We start from the raw sequence: 24,039 nt of genomic DNA on the forward strand, positions 1-24,039 counted from the left end.
CCTCAAACCGCCGTTCCATCAGGCGCAGACTGTCCGGAGGCCGCCGACGTCATGACTGATAACCAACTCCGCCATGAGACCAGCCCCTATCTGCTGCAGCATGCGGACAATCCCGTGCATTGGCGGGCTTGGGGCCAGGCGGCGCTCGACGAGGCCAAGGCCACCGATCGACCCATCCTTCTGTCGATCGGCTATGCCGCCTGCCACTGGTGCCATGTCATGGCGCACGAGTCCTTCGAACATGCCGAGACAGCCGCGTTGATGAACGCTCTCTTCGTCAACATCAAGGTCGATCGCGAGGAGAGGCCCGATATCGATCAGCTCTACATGGGCGCACTGCATGCCCTTGGTGATCAGGGGGGCTGGCCGCTGACGATGTTCCTGACGCCGGACGGAAAGCCGATCTGGGGTGGAACCTATTTTCCGCGGAAGCCCCGCTACGGCCGGCCCGGCTTCGCGGACGTGCTCCAGCAGATCGCGGGACTTTATCGAACGGATCGGGAGCAGATCCTTGAACAAGCCAACAAGATAACCGCCCATATCGCAGCAACGAAAGAGTCGAGAGGCCCCAGCCGGCTCGATGCGTCGCTATTGGACCAGGCAACAGACGCCATCCTGGGCATTATGGACCCTGTGGCCGGCGGAACGCGCGGGGCACCTAAATTTCCCAATGCGCCGGTGCTGGGCTTCCTGGCTGGTCGCGCCGAGCAGACGGGTCGTACAGACCTTGCCGACGTCGTCAGAGCGACGCGGCTCGGTCTCTGCAACGGCGGTATCTATGATCATGTCGGAGGCGGCTTGGCGCGTTACAGCACCGACGCTCGCTGGCTGGTGCCGCATTTCGAAAAGATGCTCTATGACAACGCGCTTCTGATCGAAGACCTAGCACTCGCATGGCCCGGGTCAGGGCGCGATGCTGATCTGTTTCGTAGCCGAATCGAAGAGACGGTCGGCTGGATGCAACGCGAGTTCCAGCGCGCCAGCGGTGGCTTCGCTGCCGGCCTCGACGCCGATTCGGAAGGCCAGGAGGGTCGATTCTATGTCTGGCGTCCGGACGAGATTGTACGTTTGATCGGTGCCGAAGAGGCGGAATTTCTTGCGGCGCTCTATGACATCACCGCGGCGGGTAACTGGGAGGGCTCGACGATCCTCAACCGCCTGCGCCATCCGGAGCGTCTCGCGGCGCCGCAGGAAGCGAGAGCGCGACGGGCGCTCGACATGCTGCTGCACCAACGCGAAAAGCGCCCACGACCGTCGCTCGACGACCAGCCGCTCACGGATTGGAACGCCCTTGCTATCGCCGGTCTCGCCACCGCCGGCTTCCGGCTCGAGCGCCCCGATTGGATCGATCTCGCGAAAACCACCTACGCGGCGATCGTCTCGGGCGCGACGGAACACGACCGCTTACATCACGTCGCCTACCCGGGTGCCAGACGAGCGAAGGCGTTCTCGACGGACCTCGCAAATCTCGCCCGTGCCGCGATCGCGCTGCATCAGGCAACGGCCGACGAGGGCTGGGTGGCAGATGCGGAACGCTGGCTCGACGAACTGCACCGTCATCATGGCGATGGCGATGGCGGCTTCTATCTGGCGCCAGACGACGGGGACGAGCTGATCGTGCGCCGGCGCGAGCGATTGGATGAGGCGACGCCGAACGCGCATGGCATCGCGGCAGAAGCCCATATCCGTCTCTGGGCCCTGACCGGACGTGATGACCACCGTGCGGCGGCCGACACAATCCTCGCCGCTTCGGCGGGGACGATCCGCGGCAATGTCTTTGGAACGGCGAGCCTGCTCTCCGCTCTCGACCTTCGCCTCAACATCGCGTCGCTGGTCGTGATCGTTCCGGACGGCTCGTCAACGGCAAGCTTCGCCGAGACGCTGCGGGCCTGTGCAGGGAAACACCTGATGATGGATTGGCGCACGGAGGGGCGGCCATTACCGCAGAGTCATCCGGCCTTCGGAAAAGAAGCCGTCGGAGGAATGCCGACGGCCTATCTCTGCCGTGAGGGCAGCTGCTCGCTGCCCGTGACCGATGCCGAAGCGCTTGCCGCGCTGCTGATGCGCGGCAAGGGCGACCGTCAGGTGTTCATCTGATCGAAGAAGTCGGAATTGCCCTTGGTCTGGCGAAGCTTGTCGAGCAGGAACTCGATCGCGTCGACCGTGCCCATCGGCATGAGGATGCGGCGCAGCACATACATCTTCTTGAGGATGTCGGGCGGCACGAGCAGCTCTTCCTTGCGGGTGCCGGAGCGAGTGATGTCGATCGCCGGGAACACGCGCTTGTCGGCCACCTTGCGATCGAGAATGATCTCGGAATTGCCGGTGCCCTTGAACTCTTCGAAGATCACTTCGTCCATGCGGCTACCGGTGTCGATCAGCGCCGTGGCGATGATCGTCAGCGAGCCGCCTTCCTCGATATTGCGCGCCGCGCCGAAGAAGCGCTTCGGCCGCTGCAGCGCATTGGCATCGACGCCACCGGTCAGCACCTTGCCGGATGACGGCACGACGGTGTTGTAGGCACGGCCGAGGCGCGTGATCGAATCAAGCAGGATGACGACGTCGCGGCCATGTTCGACCAGGCGCTTGGCCTTTTCGATGACCATTTCGGCCACCGCGACGTGGCGGGTCGCCGGCTCGTCGAAGGTCGAGGAGATCACCTCGCCTTTCACCGAGCGCTGCATGTCGGTGACTTCTTCCGGCCGCTCGTCGATCAGCAGGACGATCAGATAGCATTCTGGATGATTGACGGCGATCGACGACGCTATGTTCTGCAGGAACACGGTCTTACCGGTACGCGGCGGCGCGGTCACGAGAGCGCGCTGGCCTTTGCCGAGCGGCGCCACGAGATCGATGATTCGCGGCGTCAGATCCTTGGAGGTCGGAACCTCCAGTTCCATCTTGAAGCGCTCGTTGGGATAGAGCGGCGTCAGATTGTCGAAATGGACCTTGTGGCGCGCCTTGTCCGGGTCCTCGAAATTGATCGTGCTGACCTTGAGCAGCGCGAAATAGCGTTCGCCGTCCTTCGGGCTGCGGATATAGCCCTCGACCGTATCTCCGGTGCGGAGCGAAAAGCGGCGGATCTGGGAGGGCGACACATAAATGTCGTCGGGACCGGCAAGATAATTGGCGTCCGGGGAGCGGAGGAAGCCGAAGCCGTCCTGCAACACTTCCACGACGCCCTGGCCGACGATCTCGACATCGTTGCCGGCGAGTTGCTTGAGGATCGCGAACATCAGCTCCTGCTTGCGCAGTGTGCTCGCATTCTCGACCTCGAGTTCCTCGGCGAAGGCAAGAAGCTCCGTCGGGGATTTGGACTTGAGGTCCTGAAGTTTCATTTCACGCATGAGTTTGGCGAATCTCGCTTGGATTCAGGAAAAAGCGTTCATCGAGGGGATTGCGCAGAACTTGAGCCGGGCGGAGCCGCGAAGGGCTGCCTGCATGGTGCGTCGTTCGGTCCTGGGCAAGACCAACCGCACCCGTCTGCTTCGACAAGATTGGCGCACCATAGTCGCTCGAACGCCGCTGGGCAAGCACCGCGCTGAAATGGCGCGGTTGGGTTCAGAACGGCTTGACCACAACGAGGATGACGATGGCGATCATCAGCACCGTCGGAACTTCGTTTGCCATCCGATAGCCGCGCTCGGAAACGGTATTCCGATCCTCGGCGAAGGCGCGCCGTTTGGCCGCAAGCCACATGTGGAAAGCGCTCATCACGATGACAAGAGCGAATTTCGCCATGAACCAGCCCTGACGTTCCCAGCCGCCCATCATCGCGATGGTGAGACCGGTGATCCACGTCACGATCATCGCCGGGTTCATGATGATGCGCAGCAGCTTCTGCTCCATCACCTTGAACGTCTCGGACTGAGGCGAGCCCTTGGGCGCAGCGGTGTGGTAGACGAAGAGACGCGGCAGATAGAAGATCCCCGCCATCCAGCTGATCACTGCGATGACATGTAGCGCCTTGATCCAGTCATAAGCCGCCATCGTTAAGCCTCCGCGTTCAGCCGCGAACGCGGCGGATCAGTTGCTCGACATGAGCGATCGGCGTCTCCGGCACGATGCCGTGTCCGAGATTGAAGATGAACGGGCTGCCCTCCATCGCGGAGAGAATATCATCGATCGCGGCATCGAGCCCGGCGCCGCCTGCCAGCAGCAACATCGGATCGAGATTGCCCTGCAGCGCAGCGCGGCCGCGCAGCTCGGCCCGAACGGCATCCAGCGAGACCGTCCAGTCTACGCCCACGGCATCGACGCCCGTCTCGCCGACAAAATCGCCGATCGCGCGATCGGCGCCCTTGGGAAAGCCGATGATCCTGGCGCCCGGCACGCGCTCGCGGACGCCTTCGACGATGCGCGCGATGGGCTCGATCGTCCAGCGGCAAAAGCCCTCAGGCGAAAGGACGCCCGACCAGCTGTCGAAAATCTGCACGGCATCGGCGCCGGCTTCGAGCTGAGCTGCGAGATAATCGATCGAGGCGACGACCAGATGGTCGATCAGCTTTGCAAAGAGCTCCGGGTGTCGCGCCGCAAAGACACGCGTCGGCGCCTGATCCGTCGTGCCCCGGCCGGCGATCATATAGGTCGCGACCGTGAACGGAGCGCCGCAGAAGCCGATTAGAGCGGTCTCCCTGCCGAGCTGCCCCCGAGCCATTGAAACCGTCTCCAGCACGGGCGTCAGACGTTCCGAAGCCCCTTCACTGGTCAGCGCTTCGATCCCGGCTGCATCGATCGGATCAAGCCGAGGTCCCTCGCCCTCGACGAAACGAACGTCACGGCCAAGCGCCTTCGGAATGACCAGGATATCCGAGAAGAGAATTGCCGCATCGAAACCAAAGCGCTCGATCGGCTGCAGCGTCACCGCGGTGGCCAGCTTCGGATTGAAACAGAGATCGAGGAAGCTGCCGGCCTCGGCGCGCAGCGCGCGGTATTCGGGCAAGTATCGGCCAGCCTGGCGCATCAGCCAGATCGGCGGCGGTGTCACGGCCTCGCCGCCGAGGACCCGCAGCAGCTTCGAAGGCATTTCGTCCTGTCGCGATCCGCTGTCCACCGGGACCCTCTTAATCAAAAGGAAGACTCTAGATTCTGGATTCTTCTTCTTCTTGGCGGGGGATTAGCGTCATTCAGCACCGTCCACAATCGCGCGGCTCTGCGGCATACCATCCGAAGACGGCGAAGCAGGTTCTGGGGACATGTGGAGAAGCTTACCACGCCGTCAGCCTATCGGCTTGAATCGCCACAGGAGTTTCATGATCGTTAAAATTGGAACGATCTGCGCCGGGCTGTTAACGAAGTGTTAGGAATTGGGGCACTGCTGCCGCAATTCCCGATTCCAGCCTTAGCGGGATAATCCTGTCCCCAACCCCAGCCCCTGTTGATCGTTTTGAGCGCTTCGGGGACAGTCGGGCGATGGTGCGTCCGTGCCGGGCATTTGTCCGCGCATCGTCCACAGGCCTGGGGACAATCGTGTGAAGAGCGAGCCGCGACATCTGCATCTCCATCTCGTGTCGGATGCGACCGGCGAAACGCTGATCACGGTCGCCCGGGCGGCATCCGCCCAATATCCGAGCGTTTCCGTCATCGAGCATCTTCATGCCATGACGCGTTCGCCGAAACAGGTCGAGCGGATTCTGGCCGATATCGAGCGCGAACCCGGCATCGTCCTGTTCACGCTGGTCGACCGCAGCATCGCTGATCCGCTTGAAAGTGGCTGCCGACTGATTGCGGTGCCCTGTTTCTCGGTGCTCGATCCCGTGCTGCAGGTGTTCCAGTCCTATCTTGGCGCCTCGCGGGAAGGCCGGGCGGGCGCGCAGCATGCGCTGGATGGCGACTATTTCCGCCGGATCGAGGCGCTCACTTTCGCGATGATGCATGACGACGGCCAGCTGCCGGAAGAACTCGACCTTGCCGACATCGTCATCATCGGCGTCAGCCGAACATCAAAGACGCCGACGAGCATCTATCTCGCCAATCGCGGCGTGCGCACGGCGAATATCCCGATCGTTCCTGGTGTCGCTCTGCCGGCCGAACTGGAGCAGGTGACGAACCCGTTGATCGTCGGCCTGGTCGCGACGCCGGATCGGATCGTGCAGATGCGCGAGAATCGGGTCCTCGCCTTCTCCTCGCTCGGCAATGACGATCCCTATGTCGACCGTGCCGCCGTCGCGGCCGAAATCGCCTCGACGCGGCGCATCTGCGCCCGCAAGGGCTGGCCGGTGATCGATGTGACCCGAAGGTCGATCGAGGAAACGGCGACCGCGATCCTCGCGCTGCGTCGCGGCGGCGAACATGGACGGCGGGAATGACGCGGATCGTCCTTGCCTCCACGAGCCATGCGCGACGTCTCCTGCTGACGAATGCCGGCGTCGCGTTTGAGAGTATCGCTGCGCCGGTCGACGAACGTGCGCTGGAAACGCCGCTGATCGCGGCCGGCGCCAGCCCGTCCGATATTGCGCTGGCGCTCGCCGAAGCGAAGGCCCATGCAGTGCTTGTGCTTCATCCTGACGCGCTGGTCATCGGGGGCGATCAGGTGCTGGATCTCGATGGCGAGCGGCTGGTGAAGCCAGGGAATCGCTCGGGAGCGGCGGCGCAGATCGCGTGTCTCGCCGGCCGCACGCATGTCCTTCGCACAGCCGTTGCGATCGCGCAGCGCGGCGAGATCGTCTGGCGGCATGTAGAGAGCGCGACACTTACGATGCGACCGCTCACCGCGAGGGCGATCGAGCGCTATCTTGATGACGCCGGCGACGGCATTTTCGGTTCGGTCGGTGCCTATCATCTGGAAGAACGTGGAATTCGGCTGTTCTCGGCGATCGAAGGAGATTATTTCAGCATTCTCGGCCTGCCGTTGCTTCCCCTTCTTGAAGCACTGCGTGATGCAGGCGCCATCGACGGGGACGAAGCTCCAGCATGAGCGCATCGAAGATCCCGACCGCTGCCGTTCTTGGCTGGCCGATCAAGCATTCGCGTTCGCCGCTCATCCACCGGCATTGGCTGACGCGCTATGGCATCGAGGGTGACTATGTCCGCCATGCGGTCGCGCCAGAGGAAATCGGCGAATTCCTGTCCGGATTCGCCGGCGGCCCCTTTATAGGCGCCAATGTCACCGTGCCGCACAAGGAAGCGGCCTTCGCTGCGGTTGCGAAGGCGGATGCGGTCGCGACTGCACTCGGTGCCGTCAACACACTGTGGCTGGAGAAGGGTGATCTCATCGGCAGCAACACGGACGCGTTGGGCTTCCTCGCCAATCTCGATCAGTATGTTCCGGATTTTGGCGCCGGCGGCGGCCCGGCGATTGTGCTCGGTGCCGGCGGCGCGGCGCGGGCTGTGATCCATGCCTTGAAGACGCGCGGTTTCGCGCCGGTTTATGTCGTCAATCGCAGCCTCGACCGTGCCGAGGCCATGGTGACGCGCTTTGGGCCGCCGGTCGTCGCTGCAACCTGGCAGGACGTGCCGGGCCTCCTCAAGGAGGCAACCCTCCTGGTCAACACGACATCGCTCGGGATGGAGGGGCAGCCGCCGCTCGAGATCGACCTTGAACCGGTACAGGACACGATGCTGGTGACCGATATCGTCTATGCGCCGCTCGAAACGCCGCTGCTGAAGGCGGCGCGGGTACGCGGGCTTGCCACGGTCGACGGGCTCGGCATGCTGCTCCATCAGGCCGCGCCCGGCTTCGAGCGGTGGTTCGGCGTGCGGCCGGAGGTGACGGATGAGCTCCGCCGCATCATCCTTTCGGATATGGGCGTCGCCGCGTGATCACGCTCGGCCTCACCGGCTCGATCGGCATGGGCAAGTCGACGACCGCAGCGATGTTCGCGGCGCGTGGGGCTGCCGTCTACAACGCCGACACGGCTGTTCACGCGCTCTACAGGCCTGGCGGCGCCGCGGTCGCGCCGGTGAGCGACCTGTTTCCGGACGCAGTGAAGGATGGCACGATCGACCGGGGCTTGCTCGGGGCTCTGGTCCAGAACGATCCGGCGCGGCTTGCGGCGCTCGAGGCGGTGGTGCATCCGCTGGTGCGGGCCGAGGAGCGCGCCTTCCGCGTGGCCGCGCATCAGGCTGGACGCCTTGTCGCGGTGCTAGACATCCCGCTGCTGCTGGAGACACAGGGCGAAAGCCGTGTCGATGCCGTCGTCGTCGTGTCGGCGCCGGAAGCCATCCAGCGCGACCGTGTCCTCGCCCGGCCCGGCATGACAGAAGCGCGGTTCAAGGTGATCCTCGCCCGGCAGATGGCGGATGGGGAGAAACGCCGTCGCGCGCATTTCATCGTCCCGACCGGAAGCGGCCTTTCCCAGGCAGCCCGAACTGTCGACGACATCCTGCGGGCAGTCGCGCCTGTCGCAGCTGCGAGGGGAACGCCGCGCCTTGACTGACGATCTCCTTTACGCCGATCCGGAACTGGTCCGGTTCTATGACTGGGAGAATCCCTGGACGGAGAGCTTCTCGTTCTTCGCAGATCTGGTCGAGGGCTCCGACCGCGTGCTCGACCTCGGCTGCGGCACGGGCCTCTTCGGGGCCGAACTGGCGCGTCGCGGCCATCGTGTGACGGGCTGTGATCCGGCCGGTGCGATGCTGGACGTGGCGCGCCGTCGTCCTGACGGGGAAAAGGTGCGCTGGATAGAGGCCGATGCGCGATCCCTCGCTCTGGACGAGCCCTTCGACATGATCGTGATGACTGGCCATGCCTACCAGACGCTGCTGGCTCCGGCCGATCGCGCGTCGTTGTTCGCCGTCATCGCGCGCCACCTCGCGCCCGGCGGACATTTCTTCTTCGACAGCCGCAATCCGGAGGCGCGCGCGTGGGAGCTATGGACGGCCGACGCAACCCGGGCAACGCTGCCGCATCCGGTTTTCGGAATGGTCGAGCGCTGGAACGACGTCGTGTTCGATGCAGAATCGGGCGTCGTCACCTATGGCACACACTATCGTCTGGACGATGGCCGGCTCTTCGAGGCGCAGTCGAGGATCGCTTTTGCACGAAAGGACGAAATCGAGCGCGAGATTGCGGCTGCCGGCCTTCGCGTCGATCGCTGGATGGGCGACTATGAGGGCAGTCCATTCACAGCCAAGAGCCGGGAGATCATTCCGTTCGGCTCGCTCTGAAGCAGTGCTTTGGCTATGATCGGCAGCGGCCCCGGCGAGGAACGCAGCCGGCGGCGAGGATTGATGAGAACCGATGCGCGAAATCGTCTTCGATACCGAAACCACCGGCCTCGACCCGTTGAAGGGAGACCGGCTTGTCGAAATCGGCTGTATCGAGCTCTATAACCACCTGCCGACCGGCCGCCATTTCCATGTCTATATCAATCCGGAACGCTCGATGCCGGACGAGGCGTTCCGTGTGCACGGCCTATCGACTGAGTTTCTCGCGGACAAGCCGCTCTTCGCCGCCGTCGCAGGGGAATTCGCTGACTTTATCGGTGATGCCCCCCTGATCGCCCACAACGCGACCTTCGACATCGGCTTCATCAACGCGGAATTCGCTCGGCTCGGCATGCCGGCTGTTGCGTCGGCGCGGGTCGTCGACACGCTGATGCTGGCGCGCAAGAAGCACCCGAACGGTCCGAACTCGCTGGATGCGCTCTGCGCGCGCTATGGGGTGGACACGTCGAAGCGCACGCTGCATGGCGGTCTTCTCGACGCGCAGCTGCTGGCCGATGTCTATCTGGAACTGATCGGCGGTCGCCAGCCGGGCCTGATCCTCGTCACCGAGCAGGAGGTCGCAGCAGCGGCGACCGTTGCGGCGAGTGGCGGCGTGCGGCCGATCCTCGTGCGTCCAGCGCCTCTGCCCTCGCGCCTCACGGAGGCGGATCGCGCCGCGCATGCCGCGCTGGTCGGCAAGCTGAGCGGCGCGATCTGGTCGTCCTATCTTGAAGCGGAACGCCAGGCCTGAGCGTCAGCTCGGACGGCCGCTCGGCTGGTTCTGCGAGAATTCCATCAGGCGCTGGCGATAGAGCGCCGTGAAATCGACCGGGTCGATCAACAGTGGTGGGAAGCCGCCATTGCGCGTCATGTCGGCCAGGATCTGCCGCGCGAACGGGAACAGCAGTCGCGGGCATTCGATCATCAAGAGAGGCGCGAGATTTTCCTTCGGCACATTGGCGATGCGGAAAATGCCGGCATAGAGCAGCTCCGCGACGAACAGCACCTGGTCGCCGTCGGTCGCCTTGCCCTCAAGCCGCAGCTCGACTTCGAAATCCTCGGCGTCGAGCGGATTGGCCGAAACATTGATGCCGATATTGATCGAAGGCGCCGTCCGGCGCGGACCAAGCGAGCGCGGCGCTTCCGGATTCTCGAACGACTGGTCCTTCACATATTGCGTCAGGACGGAAAGATTCGGCTGGCCCTGGTTCGGGTCGACCTCGGTGCTGTCTGCCATGAACTGGCGCTCCCTCGACGTAAGATCGGCCGCTCCGGCCGCATCCTTCTGGCGTGGCTCGCTAACACTTCCGCCCCCGTGATACAAGCTTGCAAGGCCGGCCTTCCGCCGGCTGCCGCGGCGAGCCCTTGACAGCATCGACCCCGATCTGTCTTCAACGGGAAAGTGCACTTGGATCGACGCTCCCAGATACCAGATAAAGGGGAGCATCGGCTTGCAGGGACCGGCCTCGCGGCCTGAGAGGATTGGGACGCCTTCGGCATGAACGGCTTCGTCGACATTTACACGCTGATCTTCCTCGTGCTCGCGGTGGTGATCTTCTGGAAACTTCGGGGCGTGCTCGGACAGCGGACGGGCAGCGAACGCCCGCCTTTCGATCCGTTCACACGCAAGAGCGCCAATGACGCCAACGGCAAGCCGCTCGACGCGCGCCCCGTCGAGGTTCCCCGGGGCGACAAGGTGATCCCGATGCCGCGGCGCGACGGGGTCGATGCCCCTGCCGCTACCGTCGATGTTGTCGCGGATCGCATCTCGGCCTATGCGCCGGAGGGATCGCCACTGGCGACCGCGCTCGCCGCGATCATGGCGGCGGATCGCAATTTCGACCCCAAGCAATTCCTCGATGGCGCCCGCACCGCCTATGAGATGATCGTCACGGCCTTTGCCGAAGGCGATCGCAAGGCGCTGAAGCCCCTGCTCGGCCGCGAGGTCTATGACGGCTTTGCCGGAGCCATCACCGAGCGCGAACAGCGTGGCGAGACGGTCGAGTTCAATTTCGTTGGCATCGACAAGGCCGAACTGGTCGACGCGGCGATGAAGGGTAAGTCGGCGCAGGTCACCGCACGCTTCGTCTCCAAGCTCGTCTCCGCGACGCGCAATAAGGCCGGCGAGGTTGTGGACGGTGATCCGGTCGTGGTCGCCGATGTCACGGATATCTGGACCTTCGCGCGCGACACGTCGTCCCGCGATCCCAACTGGCTGCTCGTCGCCACCGAAACCGTCGAATAGCGGAGCCGCCCGTGACCTCGGGGGAAGTGGGTCCGCTCGTGCCGGTCGGCTTCGACACGCTTGCCGGCTGGAATGAGGACGACCATGCGAGCGCCTTTCGGGCGTTTCGTCTTTCGGCCGCCTATATTTCCGACAAGCCGCCAAAAACCCGGGCGCTCGGCGTCGACGGCGAGGCGCTTTCGGCTGTCGCGCGGCAGGCGCTGGCCCTGCCGGAAGCGCTCGATGCGGGTACCGCGCGCGTGTTCTTCGAAACGCATTTTCTGCCACATGAGGGTGCGGCGGGCGACGGGTTCTTCACCGGCTATTACGAGCCCGAGGCGGATGCCTCACGCGTCGCAGACGACCGCTTCCAGACGCCTCTTTTGTGTCCACCGGTGGAACTCGTCGAGGTCGACGAGACGGCGCCACCCCCGGGCTTGCCGCCCGGCATGCGCTTTGCCCGAAAAGTCGCCACCGGCTTCGAGCCCTTCTTCGATCGCGGCGCGATCATGGCTGGCGCGCTCGACGGCCGTGGCCTGGAGATCGCCTATCTCGCCGATGCGGTCGAAGCCTACTTCGTCCACGTGCAGGGGGCGGCCCGGCTGCGGATGCGGGATGGCACCCTGCTGCGCGTCACCTATGCGGCGAAATCCGGCCATGACTATCGCTCGATTGGCCGCGAATTGCTCGATCGCGGCGCGCTGCAGCGCGGCGGCGTAACCATGCAGTCGATCCGCGCCTGGCTCGCCGACCATCCGGACGAGGCGGCCGCCGTGATGGCGTCGAACCCGTCCTACATCTTCTTCCGCGAAGCGCCCGTGGAGGACGCGTCGCTCGGCCCGATCGCCGCCGCCAAGGTCCCGCTTTCGGCCGGCCGCAGTCTTGCGGTCGACAGGACCTTGCATACCTTCCACGCGCCGATCTGGATCGAGACCAGCGTCCCGGAGCCGCATGGTCTGTCACCGTTCCGGCGGCTGCTCATCGCGCAGGATACCGGCTCGGCCATTCTCGGTCCGGGGCGCGGCGACATCTTTTTTGGCTCCGGCGATGCGGCCGGCGAGACGGCCGGGCGCATGCAGGCGAAGGGCCGCTTTGTGACCTTCCTCCCCCGGTCGCCGCAATGAGCCGCCGCCGCCGCGGCCTCTCGTCGGAAGAGCGGACGCTCTGGGCCACCGTCGCGCGAACCGCCGTGCCGCTTCGTGCGGATGAGGCGATCGCGCCGGAGCCCGCACTGTCGGAACCAGTGACTGAGGAGATGCTGGCGGCGTTGCCGGCACCGGACAAGGCAGTGGCGCCGGCCGCGCAGAAGCCGAAGACCCCGCCGCTCGCGGCGATCGAGCGGCGGACGCTCAATCGCGTCGCCCGCGGCATCCAGGGCATCGACGGCCGCATCGACCTGCATGGCTTGACCCAGCACGACGCCCATCATCGCCTCCGCGCCTTCCTGGTCGGCGCGCAGGCGCGGGGCGCGAAGCTGGTTCTGGTCATTACGGGCAAGGGACGCGACGGAGACGTCACGCATGCGGCGCATTTCGGCGAGATGGAGCGCGGCGTGCTGCGCCGGCGTGTCCCGCAATGGCTCGCCGAGCCAGGGATCCGCGATATCGTCATCGGATTCGAGGAGGCCCATCGCAGCCACGGCGGCGGCGGCGCGCTCTATGTGCGCATCCGCCGACGCCGCGAGGGTTGAGCCATGACGCCGTTCGGGCGACGGTTGCGTGAGATGCGCGCCGAGCGGGGCGTTTCGCTGAAGGACATGGCGGAGGCCATCGGCGTGTCGAGCGCCTATCTCTCGGCGCTCGAACATGGCCGACGCGGCCGGCCGACCTGGCTGATGATCCAGCGCATCATCGCCTATTTCAATGTGATCTGGGACGATGCAGAGGAATTGCAGCGCCTCGCGGCACGCTCGCATCCAAAGGTCACGATCGAGACGGCCGGCCTCGCTGCCGAGGCGACCGAACTCGCCAATCTTCTGGCTGACGAGATCGCCGATCTGTCGCCGGAAGCCCTCAGAACCCTAAAGGCCGTCATTCTCGCGGCGACACGGCGCAAGCCCTGAAGGCGTCAGAGCAGGGCGCGCAGCTGCTCGATGCGGTCGTTGACCAGCCAGCCATAATAGTTCTCTTCCGGCCAAGCCTTCTTGTTGCGCTTGCGCGCGGCCGCGAGCGTCCGGGCGCGCACCTTGACGTCGCCGACATTATAGAGCGTCGCGGTGATGCCAGGATTGTCGGAGATGTCGACGCCCGCCGTGTCGCGATAGACATCGATCGACAGGCGGATGATCGCCGCCATGTAGTCGAGCGAGGAATCCGGATCCATGATGGCCTGGTAGACCGCCGGCGCCTGGTCGGCATCGAGTTCCGGCAATCTGCTCTTCTGGTGCACGATATCGGTGACCATCAGCGCCGTCAGCGGATTGATCTGGCCGAGGCCGAAGGTCTGGCCGGCAAAAAGCGGCTGGAAGAACACCTTCGAGAAGCGGTCGCGCGGATAGGCGACGCCGTCGACCTTCTTGCCGCGGAAGCTGGCATTCCACACGCTCTCACGGCAGGTCCAAAGATCGTAATTACTCTTGAAGCTGTCGCAGGCCTTGAATTCCGGCCGGCTCAGAAAGGCGTCGATCGGTTCGCCCTGATAGCCGAAGACAAGTTCCTTGGTGCCGAGATAGGCCAGCGCCTTGACGTAATAGGCCTGGGCATTGTCGATCACGCCGACATTGTAGGTGTGCTCGCCGACGATGGCCCCGATCATGTGGATCGGGTCGATGCCATAGCGAGCGGCTGACTTCTTGATCGAACGGATGAGGCCGGGATCGCGCTTCAGCAGGTTATAGATGCGCTGATACTTGCCCTCGAAGCTTTCCTTGGTCTCGCCCGTGCGCTTGATCGAGCTCATGTCGATCGCTGGCTGCGTCTTCGAGCGATTGCCCGGCGGAACGTCGACCGCAGCATGCGCCGGCAGAACGAAGGCAAGGAGGAGGAGAGCCGAGAGGGCTCCGCTGAGGCGCGACATCGAGACGATCCGCCGTTCGGGACCAGAAGCTGCGGGGCCGGAACCGCGGCTGGCTGGCCGGGCGGCAGGGGCGGCTTATAGCATTCAAACGGGCGCCGGCAACAGACCGGCGCCCGCCACGATGCCGTGAGCGCGCTAGAGAATGTAGCGCGAGAGGTCGGTGTTGCGCGCGAGGTCGCCGATATGGGCCTCGATATAGGCCGCGTCGACCGTCACCGTCTCGCCGCTGCGGTCGGGCGCGGCGAACGAGATGTCGTCGAGAATGCGCTCCATCACCGTCTGCAGGCGCCGCGCACCGATATTCTCGATCGCCGAATTGATCTCGACGGCGATGCGGGCGATGGCGTCGATCGCATCATCCGTGATCGCGAGCGTCAGGCCCTCCGTCGCCATCAGCGCGATATACTGCTTGATGAGACTGGCCTCGGTTTCGGTCAGGATGCGGCGGAAATCCTCTTCCTTCAGCGCCGAGAGCTCGACGCGGATCGGCAGGCGGCCCTGAAGCTCCGGCAGAAGGTCCGAAGGTTTGGCGATATGGAAAGCGCCCGACGCGATGAACAGAATGTGATCGGTCTTGACCGGCCCGTATTTGGTGGCGACCGTCGTTCCCTCGATCAGCGGCAGCAGATCCCGCTGCACGCCCTCGCGGGAAACGTCGCCGGCCCGGCCCTCGCGTGCACAAATCTTGTCGATCTCGTCGAGGAACACGATGCCGTCATTCTCGACGGTCGCAATGGCTTCGGCGGTGATCGCGTCGGTATCGAGCAGCTTGTCCGATTCTTCGTCGATCAGCAGCTTGTAGGAATCCTTGACCGTGACACGTCGCGTCTTGGTCTTCCCGCCGCCGAACGCCTTGCCGAGCATGTCGCCGATATTCATGACGCCGATCGACGCGCCCGGCATGCCCGGAACGTCGAATTGCGGCATGCCGCCCTGGTCGCGCAGCTCGATCTCGATCTCCTTGTCGTCGAGCTCGTTGGCACGAAGCTTCTTGCGGAAGCTCTCGCGCGTCGCCGGGCTCGAAGCATCGCCGACCAGAGCCGTCAGCACGCGTTCCTCGGCCGAGAGATGCGCCTTGGCCTCGACATCCTTGCGGCGCGTCTCGCGCGTCAGCGCGATGCCGATCTCGACGAGATCGCGCACGATCTGCTCGACGTCGCGGCCGACATAGCCGACCTCGGTGAACTTGGTCGCCTCGACCTTCAGGAAGGGCGCATTGGCGAGCTTCGCCAGGCGGCGGGAGATCTCGGTTTTGCCAACGCCGGTTGGCCCGATCATCAGGATGTTCTTCGGCAGCACTTCCTCGCGCATCGGCCCGGTGAGCTGCTGCCTGCGCCAGCGGTTGCGAAGGGCGATGGCGACCGCGCGCTTCGCGTCCTGCTGGCCGATGATGTAGCGGTCGAGCTCGGAGACGATCTCGCGGGGGGAGAAATTGGTCATGTCGGTCTCGTCTGGTTCCCGGAATCCCGCCCCATGATGAGCGCGGGACCGTAAATCGTGGTGCGTTGGTCGAGCACGCGGAACCCGGCCTTGGCATAGGCCCGGACCGCCCTCTGATTGGCAGGGTCCGGATCGGTGATGATGCGCGGCACGCCTTCGGCAAAGCGCTGCAGTGCGAATGTTGCGATCAGTGCCGGCCCGTGACCGACGCCGATGAGGTTCGCCTCGCCGATGAACTGGTCGATGCCGAGCGTGCCGTTCGGCTGGTCTTGATAGGGATGATCCGCCTCCGCATGCGGATCATAGGATTGGAGATATCCGGCCTCGCGGCCGTCGATCAGGATCAGGTAGGAACGGACGGCTGGATCGCTCAGATGGGCTGCGATCTTTTCGGTCGCGAAATCTGCCTCGTCCCACCAGGCCGCCACATGCGGCGCTGACAGCCACGCCCGGATTCGGCCGAGGTCGCAATGCTCAAGCGGCCGGAATCCGTAGCGTTGGCTGGCGTCAGGCGGCATCGAGCTGTTCGAGCGTCACGCTGGTATTGGTGTAGACGCAGATATCGGCAGCGATGGCCATGGCCTTGCGGGCGATCTGTTCGGCACTCTGTTCTGTGTCCATCAGCGCGCGGGCGGCGGCGAGTGCATAATTGCCGCCGGAACCGATGCCCATGACACCGCCTTCCGGCTCCAGAACATCACCTGTGCCGGTCAGCACCAGGCTCGTTGTTTTGTCGGCAACGAGCATCATCGCCTCGAGGCGGCGCAGATAGCGGTCGGTGCGCCAGTCCTTGGCAAGCTCAACGCAAGCGCGCGTGAGCTGTCCGGGATATTGCTCGAGCTTTGCCTCGAGCCGCTCGAACAGCGTGAAGGCGTCGGCGGTCGAGCCGGCGAACCCGGCGATCACGCCGCCCTTGCCGAGCGGGCGTACCTTCTTGGCATTGTGCTTGATGACGGTCTGGCCGAGGGACACCTGCCCGTCGCCGGCGATGACCACCTTGCCGCCCTTGCGGACGGTGATGATCGTCGTGCCATGCCAGGCGGCATAGGGATTGTCGGAATCGTGATGAGACATGAGAGGCTTTCGTGGCGGATCGCGTTGGTCCGCTTGGGCCCCGCGGCGATCCCTGTTGAATCGAGGCTCTTATGTAAGTCCGCCTTTTCAAGATGCAAAGGAGGGGCGCCGGCGTCGATAGACATCGATCGGCAAGCTGGTGGCATTCGCGCGCGACGCCTGCTAAAAGCGCGCCGATCCTCGTTTTCGCGGGGAAGTCAGAAGGAAGCCCTGCCGATGCGCAGCGCCACGATCGAGCGCAAGACGAAGGAAACGGAGATCAGTGTCACCATCGATCTCGACGGCACCGGCCGTGGGGCGATCGCGACCGGGATCGGCTTCTTCGATCATATGCTCGACCAGCTCGCGCGCCATGGCCTGTTCGACCTCGATCTCGCGGCGAAGGGCGACCTGCATATCGACCAGCATCACACCGTCGAGGATGTCGGCATCGCGCTCGGACTCGCCTTCCGCAAGGCGCTCGGCGAGATGCGCGGCATCACGCGCTATGCCGATACGCATCTGGCGATGGACGAAGCGCTGACGCGCTGTGCCGTCGATGTGTCCGGTCGGCCCTATCTCGTCTGGAAGGCCGTCTTCACGCGGCCGAAGGTCGGTGATTTCGATACCGAGCTGTTCCGCGAGTTCTTCCAGGCTTTCGCGCAGAATGCGGCCATCACGCTGCACATTGAAAATCTCTACGGCGAGAATAACCACCACATTGCGGAAACCTGCTTCAAGGCCTTGGCGCGGACGCTGCGAGCCGCTGTCGCCATCGACCCGCGCCAGGACGGACGCGTCCCTTCCACCAAGGGCAAGCTGGGCGATTGAGGCGATCATGAGAGATTACATCGTTCTCGCGCCGCCGCTTCCCTCGAAGGACGGTGCGCCCGAGGCGCTCCGCCTCGTCTTCGTGAAGGATGGCTTCTGCTGGCCGGCGCTGCTGATCACGCTGCCCTGGATGCTGTATCGCCGCCTGTTCGTCGAGGCAGCGCTCTATGTCCTGGCCGTCACCGGGCTCGGCTTTCTCGGCGAGCGGATCGGTGCGCCCGCGACGCTGCTCGCGGCAGCGCTCCCTTTGGCGCTCGGCATTCTTGGCAATGATCTGCGCCGTTTCGCGCTTCGCCGTCGCGGCTATGCCCCCCGCGGCGTCGCGAGCGGCGCCAATATCGATGAGGCGGAGATCCGCTACTTCCTCGGCCTGCCTGAGGCGGCGGCCGCGCCGCTGCCGCCGCGCATTCCTCCGTCCGCGCCGGGCCCGATGAACAGTCAGGTCGGCGGATCGGTCATCGGCCTCTTCCCGCAGGCGGAGGGCGCGCGATGACCATCGCCATCATCGATTATGGCGCCGGCAACCTGCATTCGGTCGGCAAGGCGCTGGAACTCGCGGTGGCGCGCAAGGGCTCCGGCGGACCGGTCGTCGTCACCTCCGATCCGGCCGTGGTTGCTGCCGCTGATCACGTCGTGCTGCCCGGCGACGGCGCCTTTGCCGATTGCCGCGCCCAGCTCGACGCAGTCGACGGCATGATCGAGGCGATCATCGAGACTATCGACCGTCGCGGCCGGCCATTTCTCGGCATCTGCGTCGGCATGCAGCTTCTGGCGACGCGCGGCGTCGAATATGGCATCTCGCCCGGTCTCGATCGCATTCCGGGCGAGGTTCGTCCTGTTCACCCGGCCGATGCCGGGCTGAAGGTGCCGCATATGGGCTGGAATACGCTCGACGCGTCCAGGGATGCCCATCCCCTGCTCGCGGGCATCCCGACGGGGCCCGAGGGCTGGCACGCCTATTTCCTGCATGGCTATCAGCTTTATCCGGATGATCCAGCCGACGTGATCGCGAGCGCCGACTATGGCGGACCGGTCACGGCGATCGTCGCGACCGGCACGATCGCCGGCACGCAGTTCCATCCCGAGAAGAGCCAGAAGCTCGGTCTCGCCCTTCTCGCCAACTTCCTGGACTGGCGCCCCTGATGATCCTTTTTCCCGCCATCGACCTCAAGGACGGCGCCTGCGTCCGGCTGAAGCGCGGTGCCATGGATGAGGCGACTGTGTTCAACACCGATCCGGCCGCGCAGGCGAAGCAGTTCGAGGACCAGGGCTTCGAATATCTACATGTTGTCGATCTGAACGGCGCGTTTGCCGGCAAGGCGGTGAACGGCGCCGCCGTCGAGGCGATCCTCGGCTCGGTGAAGATGCCGGTCCAGCTGGGCGGCGGCATCCGCGATCGCGCCGGCGTCGAGACCTGGCTCGACAAGGGCATCGCCCGCGTCATCCTGGGCACGATCGCCGTGCGCGATCCTGATCTCGTGCGCGAGGCCTGCCGCGCGCATCCCGGCCGGATCGCGGTCGGCATCGACGCACGCGCCGGCAAGGTCGCGGTCGAGGGCTGGGCGGAGACATCGGAACTCACCACGATCGAGCTTGCCCGCCGTTTCGAGGATGCCGGCGTCGCCGCGATCATCTTCACCGACATTGATCGCGACGGCGTCCTCGAAGGGCTCAACATCACCTCGACGCTGGCCCTGGCCCGCGCCGTCGGCATCCCCGTCATCGCCTCGGGCGGCCTCGCTTCGATCGCCGACATCCGCCGTTTGTTGGAGCCTGACTGCCGCATCCTCGAAGGCGCAATTTCCGGCCGCGCCCTCTATGACGGCCGACTCGATCCGGCCGAGGCGCTGAAGCTGATCCGCGACGCGCGGAGACTGAACTGATGCTCAAGACCCGCGTGATCCCCTGCCTCGACGTCAAGGACGGCCGCGTCGTCAAGGGCGTGCAGTTCATCGACCTGATCGATGCCGGCGATCCCGTCGAGGCCGCCAAGGCTTATGACGCGGCCGGTGCCGACGAACTCTGCTTCCTCGACATCACCGCGACGCACGAGAATCGCGGCACGATCCTCGATGTCGTGGCCCGCACCGCCGAGGCTTGTTTCATGCCGGTGACGGTCGGCGGCGGCGTGCGTACGGTCGAGGATATCCGCGCGCTGATGCTGGCTGGCGCCGACAAGGTGGCGATCAACAGTGCAGCCGTGTTCGATCGGACGATCGTCGGCCGTGCGGCCGAGAAGTTCGGCGCGCAGGCGATTGTCGTTTCCATCGACGCCAAGCAGACACGTCGGCGCGGCGTCGGCGGCGACAACGAGGACCGCTGGGAGATCTTCACCCATGGCGGCCGCAAGCCGACCGGCATCGATGCCGTCCAATATTCACGCGAGGTCGCGGAGCTCGGCGCCGGCGAAATCCTGCTGACTTCGATGGACCGTGACGGCACCCGCGATGGCTTCGATCTCGCGCTGACGCGCACGATTGCGGATATGGTGTCGGTGCCGGTCGTCGCATCCGGCGGCGTCGGCAGCCTCGATCACCTCGTCGACGGCGTGCGTATCGGTCATGCCAGCGCCGTTCTGGCCGCCTCGATCTTCCATTTCGGCACCTTCACGCTGCAGCAGGCGAAGGCCCATATGGCGGCGGCCGGCATTGCCGTCCGGCTTGATGGCTGAGGAGGCCCCCGTGTCCGATTTCACTCTTCCCGACCTCGTCGCCATCGTGCATGCCCGCGCGACCTCGGGCGATCCCGGCTCCTACACGGCGAAGCTCCTCGCCAAAGGGCCGGCGCGCGTCGCCAAGAAGTTTGGCGAGGAAGCGGTCGAAGCAGTAATCGCGGCTGTCGAGGGCGACAACGCCGCCTTGACGTCGGAGGCCGCCGACATGCTCTATCATTTTGTGGTTCTCCTCGAAGCGCGCGGCATCCCGCTCGATGCCGTGATGGCCGAGCTTGCCGGGCGTACCGGACGCACCGGGCTCGAGGAGAAGGCGTCGCGGCCGCCCGAATAGGCCGCTGGGAACAGACGATGGACAGCGCATCGCGGCCTCAGCTCGCCCCGCACCGCTACTTCACCCGCGAGGAATGGGCGTCGCTGCGTGCCGACACGCCGCTGACGCTTGACGAGAGCGATCTGGCGCGGCTGCGCAGCCTCAACGACCCGATCTCTATCGACGAGGTCGTGAGCATCTATCTGCCGCTCTCGCGCCTGCTCAATCTCTATGTTGCGGCGACGCAGCGGCTCTATAAGGCGACGCGCACCTTTCTCGGGACTACCGACGGCAAGACGCCCTTCATCATCGGCATTGGCGGCTCGGTCGCGGTTGGCAAATCGACCACGGCGCGCGTTTTGCGCGCCCTGCTCCAGCGCTGGCCGGATACGCCGAAGGTTGAGCTCGTCACCACCGATGGTTTCCTCTATCCGAACGCCGTGCTGCAGCGCGAAGGGCTGATGGAGCGCAAGGGGTTTCCCGACAGCTACGATCTGCCGGCGCTGCTGGCTTTCCTCTCGGACATCAAGGCGGGTTCGCCGCGCGTGTCCGCGCCGCTGTATTCGCACCTCGTCTATGACATCGTCCCTTCCGAGCGCGTCACGATCGATGCGCCCGACATCCTTATCGTCGAGGGCCTCAACGTCCTGCAGACGCCCCGCCTGCCGCGCGACGGCAAGGCGGTGCCCTTTGTCTCCGACTTCTTCGATTTCTCGATCTATATCGACGCCGACGAGATCGATATCCACCGCTGGTATGTCGCGCGGTTCGAGCGGCTGCGCGCCACGGCCTTCCAGGATCCGAGTTCCTATTTCCACCGGTATGCGCTCATCCCCGAGGAAGAGGCGCTGGCGATCGCCGAGCGGCTCTGGTCGCGCATCAACCTTGTCAATCTGCGCGAAAACATCCTGCCGACGCGGCCGCGCGCCGATCTGATCCTCAGCAAGGGCGCCAATCACCTCATCGAACAGGTCGCGCTGCGGCGTCTCTGAAGTCTGTTGCCGACGGGCTGGAATGCCACTCGTTCGCAGTTGCGAAGATAGGCGTTGTGGCGGTGTGTGCCGGGGTGCTAAGGGCGCGAACCCCCACGTGATGCGGATGCGCGCAATGCCGGTACGGATGGATAAGGTGACGCTCGTCGCCTTCAGCTCGATCGTCATCGCCCTTCTGGTGATGGGCCTCAAATATGCGGCCTATCTCGCCACCGGCAGCGTTGCGCTGTTTTCCGACGCGCTCGAAAGCATCGTCAATCTGGTGACGGCCCTCGCCGCCTTCTGGGCAATCCAGGTGAGCCGCAAGCCGGCCGATAACGACCATCAGTTCGGGCATCACAAGGCCGAGTATTTCGCCGCGGTCCTGGAAGGCGTACTGATCGTTGTCGCAGCGCTCCTGATCGCGCGCCAGGCATGGATCTCCTACAATCTCCATCTCACGCCCGAGAACACCATGCAGGGCCTTGCCATCAATGCGGTGGCGACGGCGATCAACGGCGCCTGGGCGCTCTATTTGTTCCGCTTCGGCCGCCGCCGCCGCTCGCCGGCCTTCATCGCCGAAGCGTGGCACCTGACCAGTGACGTCATCAGCTCTGTCGGCGTCATCATCGGGCTTGTGCTGGTGGTGATCACGGGCTGGACCGTGCTCGATCCGCTGGTCGCTGTGATCGTGGCGGTCAACATCCTTTGGTCCGGCTGGAAGGTGATCCGCGATTCGGTCAGCGGCCTGATGGATGAGGCCGTGTCGCGATCGGTTGATACCGAGATCCGCACCATCATCGCCGCCGAGGCCGAAGGAGCGCTTGAGGTGCATGATCTGAGGACCCGTAGCGCCGGCCGTGCTACGTTCATCGAGTTCCATCTCGTCGTTCCCGGCTCGATGTCGGTGGCGGCGGCCCATGCGATCTGCGACCGGATCGAAGTTGCGCTGATGAAGGCCGTCGAAGGGGCGGAGGTCTCGATCCATGTCGAGCCGGAGGCCGAGGCGCAGCATCACGGCGTGCTCGTCCTCTAGCTTGGAGGCCACGCCATCTGCCGCGACTTGATTTTCAAGGCGCGAGCGCTGATATCGGGCGCAAAATGGATTACCAGCTACGAAAGCGAGACGCCGCAATGACCAACGATCCGCAGACGACGCCGGAGACCGAGACGGCCGTCGATCAGCCCGAGGCCGATGGCGCAGCCGAGGCGCGCATCGAGGCCCTGGAAGCCGAGAACGCGGAGATGAAGGACCGTGTCCTGCGCACCATGGCCGAAATGGAAAATCTCCGTCGCCGCACCGAGCGCCAGATCGCTGAAACTCGGCAGTATGCCATCGCGGCGTTTGCCCGCGACATGCTCACGGCCGGTGACAATCTGGCCCGCGCGCTCGAGGCTGTTCCGGACGAGGCACGGGGCGCCGAAGCGATGAAGACGCTGATCGAAGGCGTCGAGATGACCGAGCGCGACCTCCTCAATTCGCTCGAGAAACATGGCGTCAAGAAGCTCGATCCGCTCGGCCAGAAATTCGATCCGAACCTGCATCAGGCGATCTTCGAGGTGCCGACAGACGCGCAGCCTTCGGGCACCGTGATGCAGGTGATGCAGTCCGGCTATGTCATCGGCGAGCGCGTCCTCCGCCCCGCCATGGTGGGTGTCGCCAAGGGTGCGCCGCGACAGAAGGATCCGTCCGACGCGTCCGGCGCCGGCGAGACCGGCTAGTCCAAAATGGGCCTGGATGTCTCCTTGCTCCAGGCCCTCGATTCGATCGGGGTCGTCGTCTTTGCCGTCACAGGCGCACTGGCCGCGTCGCGCAAGGAACTCGACCTTGTCGGTTTCGTCTTCCTGGCGGCGATCACTGGCGTCGGTGGCGGCACGCTGCGTGACGTCATTCTCGGCGAGACGCCGGTCTTCTGGATTCGTGAGCCGCAGCCGGTGATCCTCTGCGCGCTCTCCGGCGTCGCGGTCTTCTTTGCCGCACCGTTCGTCGAGTATCGCTATCAGGCACTGCTCTGGGCCGACGCCATCGGCATTTCCGGCTATTGCGTCATGGGCGCCTCGCGCGCGCTGGATGCAGGCGCGAGCCCATTCGGCGCGGTCGTCATGGGCGTCATGACCGCGTCCTTCGGCGGCATCATCCGCGACGTGATCGCCGGGGAGCCGTCCGTGCTTCTGCGTAAGGAGATCTACGTTACGGCGACGCTGGTCGGCGCGGCGCTGTTCGTGGTCGCCGTTCGATCGGGCATGCCGTTCTGGCCGGCTGCGTTCCTCGGCGGCCTTGCTGCCTTCGCCGTCCGCGCGGGCGCGCTCAGCTTCGGCTGGACGCTGCCGACCTATCGCTCGCGCCCAGGCCGCGAATTCCCGCCGCGCTGAA

At 64.9% G+C, this 24,039-nt stretch carries 29 protein-coding genes; 21 read left to right on the plus strand and 8 right to left on the minus strand.

Annotated elements, in window-relative coordinates; translation table 11 throughout:
* The first annotated feature begins 51 nt into the window (after positions 1–51).
* Positions 52–2,097, plus strand: coding sequence for a thioredoxin domain-containing protein (locus BUB39_RS10895; RefSeq protein WP_073053165.1), 2,046 nt, complete (start codon positions 52–54; stop codon positions 2,095–2,097).
* Here BUB39_RS10895 and rho read toward each other — a convergent pair.
* The 3 genes from rho to hemE all read right to left on the minus strand — a co-directional run bounded on the left by rho (position 2,082) and on the right by hemE (position 5,026).
* On the minus strand, positions 2,082–3,347 hold the full coding sequence (gene rho / locus BUB39_RS10900; RefSeq protein WP_073053166.1) for a transcription termination factor Rho: 1,266 nt from the start codon (positions 3,345–3,347) through the stop codon (positions 2,082–2,084). The two genes, BUB39_RS10895 and rho, sit on opposite strands and share 16 nt — an antisense overlap.
* 214 nt (positions 3,348–3,561) lie before the next feature.
* Entirely contained in the window at positions 3,562–3,990 is a 429-nt protein-coding gene (gene hemJ / locus BUB39_RS10905) for a protoporphyrinogen oxidase HemJ (protein WP_073053167.1), read from the minus strand.
* 16 nt (positions 3,991–4,006) lie between these two features.
* Positions 4,007–5,026 (minus strand): uroporphyrinogen decarboxylase, encoded by a 1,020-nt coding sequence (hemE, locus tag BUB39_RS10910; protein WP_073053168.1) that lies wholly within the window; start codon positions 5,024–5,026, stop codon positions 4,007–4,009.
* Between the two features lie 445 nt (positions 5,027–5,471).
* Here hemE and BUB39_RS10915 point away from each other — a divergent pair, with 445 nt between their 5' ends.
* The 6 genes from BUB39_RS10915 (at position 5,472) to dnaQ (ending at position 9,898) form a co-directional block, all read left to right on the plus strand.
* Positions 5,472–6,308 (plus strand): pyruvate, water dikinase regulatory protein, encoded by an 837-nt coding sequence (locus tag BUB39_RS10915; protein ID WP_073053169.1) that lies wholly within the window; start codon positions 5,472–5,474, stop codon positions 6,306–6,308.
* Complete coding sequence (locus tag BUB39_RS10920) at positions 6,305–6,916, plus strand: Maf family protein (RefSeq protein ID WP_073053170.1); 612 nt, start codon at positions 6,305–6,307, stop codon at positions 6,914–6,916. Before BUB39_RS10915 ends, BUB39_RS10920 begins: the two co-directional genes overlap by 4 nt.
* On the plus strand, positions 6,913–7,761 hold the full coding sequence (locus BUB39_RS10925) for a shikimate dehydrogenase (protein WP_073053171.1): 849 nt from the start codon (positions 6,913–6,915) through the stop codon (positions 7,759–7,761). The genes BUB39_RS10920 and BUB39_RS10925 overlap by 4 nt, the downstream gene beginning before the upstream one ends.
* Positions 7,758–8,378, plus strand: coding sequence for a dephospho-CoA kinase (gene coaE / locus BUB39_RS10930; RefSeq protein ID WP_073053172.1), 621 nt, complete (start codon positions 7,758–7,760; stop codon positions 8,376–8,378). Before BUB39_RS10925 ends, coaE begins: the two co-directional genes overlap by 4 nt.
* Complete coding sequence (locus BUB39_RS10935; RefSeq protein ID WP_073053173.1) at positions 8,371–9,108, plus strand: class I SAM-dependent methyltransferase; 738 nt, start codon at positions 8,371–8,373, stop codon at positions 9,106–9,108. The genes coaE and BUB39_RS10935 overlap by 8 nt, the downstream gene beginning before the upstream one ends.
* 73 nt (positions 9,109–9,181) lie before the next feature.
* Positions 9,182–9,898 (plus strand): DNA polymerase III subunit epsilon, encoded by a 717-nt coding sequence (gene dnaQ, locus BUB39_RS10940; protein ID WP_073053174.1) that lies wholly within the window; start codon positions 9,182–9,184, stop codon positions 9,896–9,898.
* Positions 9,899–9,901: 3 nt separating this feature from the next.
* Here the strand turns inward: dnaQ and secB are convergent, their stop codons facing one another.
* The gene (gene secB, locus BUB39_RS10945) at positions 9,902–10,384 is read right to left on the minus strand and encodes a protein-export chaperone SecB (protein ID WP_073053175.1); all 483 of its coding nucleotides are present in this window, start codon (positions 10,382–10,384) and stop codon (positions 9,902–9,904) included.
* Between the two features lie 261 nt (positions 10,385–10,645).
* On the opposite strand from secB, the gene BUB39_RS10950 reads away from it, so the two are divergent.
* Genes BUB39_RS10950 through BUB39_RS10965 form a run of 4 tightly spaced genes read left to right on the plus strand, consistent with a single transcriptional unit; the run spans position 10,646 to position 13,433 of the window.
* Positions 10,646–11,392 carry a Tim44/TimA family putative adaptor protein gene (locus BUB39_RS10950; protein ID WP_073053176.1) on the plus strand — a complete coding sequence of 249 codons (747 nt, stop codon included), beginning with the start codon at positions 10,646–10,648 and terminating at the stop codon, positions 11,390–11,392.
* Positions 11,393–11,403: 11 nt separating this feature from the next.
* Complete coding sequence (mltA, locus tag BUB39_RS10955; RefSeq protein ID WP_244540225.1) at positions 11,404–12,495, plus strand: murein transglycosylase A; 1,092 nt, start codon at positions 11,404–11,406, stop codon at positions 12,493–12,495.
* Positions 12,492–13,061 (plus strand): Smr/MutS family protein, encoded by a 570-nt coding sequence (locus BUB39_RS10960; protein WP_073053178.1) that lies wholly within the window; start codon positions 12,492–12,494, stop codon positions 13,059–13,061. The genes mltA and BUB39_RS10960 overlap by 4 nt, the downstream gene beginning before the upstream one ends.
* Positions 13,062–13,064: 3 nt before the next feature.
* Complete coding sequence (locus BUB39_RS10965; RefSeq protein ID WP_073053179.1) at positions 13,065–13,433, plus strand: helix-turn-helix domain-containing protein; 369 nt, start codon at positions 13,065–13,067, stop codon at positions 13,431–13,433.
* 5 nt (positions 13,434–13,438) lie between these two features.
* Here BUB39_RS10965 and BUB39_RS10970 read toward each other — a convergent pair whose 3' ends face one another.
* The 4 genes from BUB39_RS10970 to hslV form a co-directional block, all read right to left on the minus strand.
* Positions 13,439–14,386, minus strand: coding sequence for a DUF1402 family protein (locus BUB39_RS10970; RefSeq protein WP_073053180.1), 948 nt, complete (start codon positions 14,384–14,386; stop codon positions 13,439–13,441).
* Positions 14,387–14,521: 135 nt separating this feature from the next.
* Positions 14,522–15,826, minus strand: a complete 1,305-nt coding sequence (gene hslU / locus BUB39_RS10975; protein ID WP_073053181.1) for an ATP-dependent protease ATPase subunit HslU — start codon at positions 15,824–15,826, stop codon at positions 14,522–14,524.
* Positions 15,823–16,344, minus strand: a complete 522-nt coding sequence (locus BUB39_RS10980) for a GNAT family N-acetyltransferase (protein ID WP_073053182.1) — start codon at positions 16,342–16,344, stop codon at positions 15,823–15,825. Before BUB39_RS10980 ends, hslU begins: the two co-directional genes overlap by 4 nt.
* Positions 16,334–16,900: an ATP-dependent protease subunit HslV gene (gene hslV / locus BUB39_RS10985; RefSeq protein ID WP_073053183.1), complete on the minus strand. Its 567-nt coding sequence runs from the start codon at positions 16,898–16,900 to the stop codon at positions 16,334–16,336. The genes BUB39_RS10980 and hslV overlap by 11 nt, the downstream gene beginning before the upstream one ends.
* 216 nt (positions 16,901–17,116) lie before the next feature.
* Between hslV and hisB the strand changes: the two genes are divergently transcribed.
* The 10 genes from hisB (at position 17,117) to BUB39_RS11035 (ending at position 24,038) form a co-directional block, all read left to right on the plus strand.
* Positions 17,117–17,710, plus strand: a complete 594-nt coding sequence (gene hisB / locus BUB39_RS10990) for an imidazoleglycerol-phosphate dehydratase HisB (RefSeq protein WP_073053184.1) — start codon at positions 17,117–17,119, stop codon at positions 17,708–17,710.
* A gap of 7 nt (positions 17,711–17,717) precedes the next feature.
* Positions 17,718–18,203, plus strand: coding sequence for a DUF2628 domain-containing protein (locus tag BUB39_RS10995; RefSeq protein WP_073053185.1), 486 nt, complete (start codon positions 17,718–17,720; stop codon positions 18,201–18,203).
* The gene (gene hisH, locus BUB39_RS11000) at positions 18,200–18,853 is read left to right on the plus strand and encodes an imidazole glycerol phosphate synthase subunit HisH (protein ID WP_073053186.1); all 654 of its coding nucleotides are present in this window, start codon (positions 18,200–18,202) and stop codon (positions 18,851–18,853) included. Before BUB39_RS10995 ends, hisH begins: the two co-directional genes overlap by 4 nt.
* Positions 18,853–19,593: a 1-(5-phosphoribosyl)-5-[(5-phosphoribosylamino)methylideneamino]imidazole-4-carboxamide isomerase gene (hisA, locus tag BUB39_RS11005; protein WP_073053187.1), complete on the plus strand. Its 741-nt coding sequence runs from the start codon at positions 18,853–18,855 to the stop codon at positions 19,591–19,593. The genes hisH and hisA overlap by 1 nt, the downstream gene beginning before the upstream one ends.
* Positions 19,593–20,381: an imidazole glycerol phosphate synthase subunit HisF gene (hisF, locus tag BUB39_RS11010; RefSeq protein ID WP_073053188.1), complete on the plus strand. Its 789-nt coding sequence runs from the start codon at positions 19,593–19,595 to the stop codon at positions 20,379–20,381. Before hisA ends, hisF begins: the two co-directional genes overlap by 1 nt.
* Before the next feature lie 10 nt (positions 20,382–20,391).
* Entirely contained in the window at positions 20,392–20,715 is a 324-nt protein-coding gene (locus tag BUB39_RS11015; protein WP_073053189.1) for a phosphoribosyl-ATP diphosphatase, read from the plus strand.
* Positions 20,716–20,732: 17 nt separating this feature from the next.
* A complete protein-coding gene (gene coaA, locus BUB39_RS11020; protein WP_073053190.1) occupies positions 20,733–21,686 on the plus strand; it encodes a type I pantothenate kinase in 954 nt (317 codons plus the stop codon).
* Between the two features lie 115 nt (positions 21,687–21,801).
* Positions 21,802–22,701 (plus strand): cation diffusion facilitator family transporter, encoded by a 900-nt coding sequence (locus tag BUB39_RS11025; protein WP_084527239.1) that lies wholly within the window; start codon positions 21,802–21,804, stop codon positions 22,699–22,701.
* Between the two features lie 98 nt (positions 22,702–22,799).
* A complete protein-coding gene (gene grpE / locus BUB39_RS11030) occupies positions 22,800–23,387 on the plus strand; it encodes a nucleotide exchange factor GrpE (protein WP_073053192.1) in 588 nt (195 codons plus the stop codon).
* A gap of 6 nt (positions 23,388–23,393) precedes the next feature.
* Positions 23,394–24,038 (plus strand): trimeric intracellular cation channel family protein, encoded by a 645-nt coding sequence (locus BUB39_RS11035; RefSeq protein WP_073053193.1) that lies wholly within the window; start codon positions 23,394–23,396, stop codon positions 24,036–24,038.
* Position 24,039 lies beyond the last annotated feature (1 nt).

Source organism: Kaistia soli DSM 19436 (assembly GCF_900129325.1).
Classification (GTDB): Bacteria; Pseudomonadota; Alphaproteobacteria; order Rhizobiales; family Kaistiaceae; genus Kaistia; species Kaistia soli.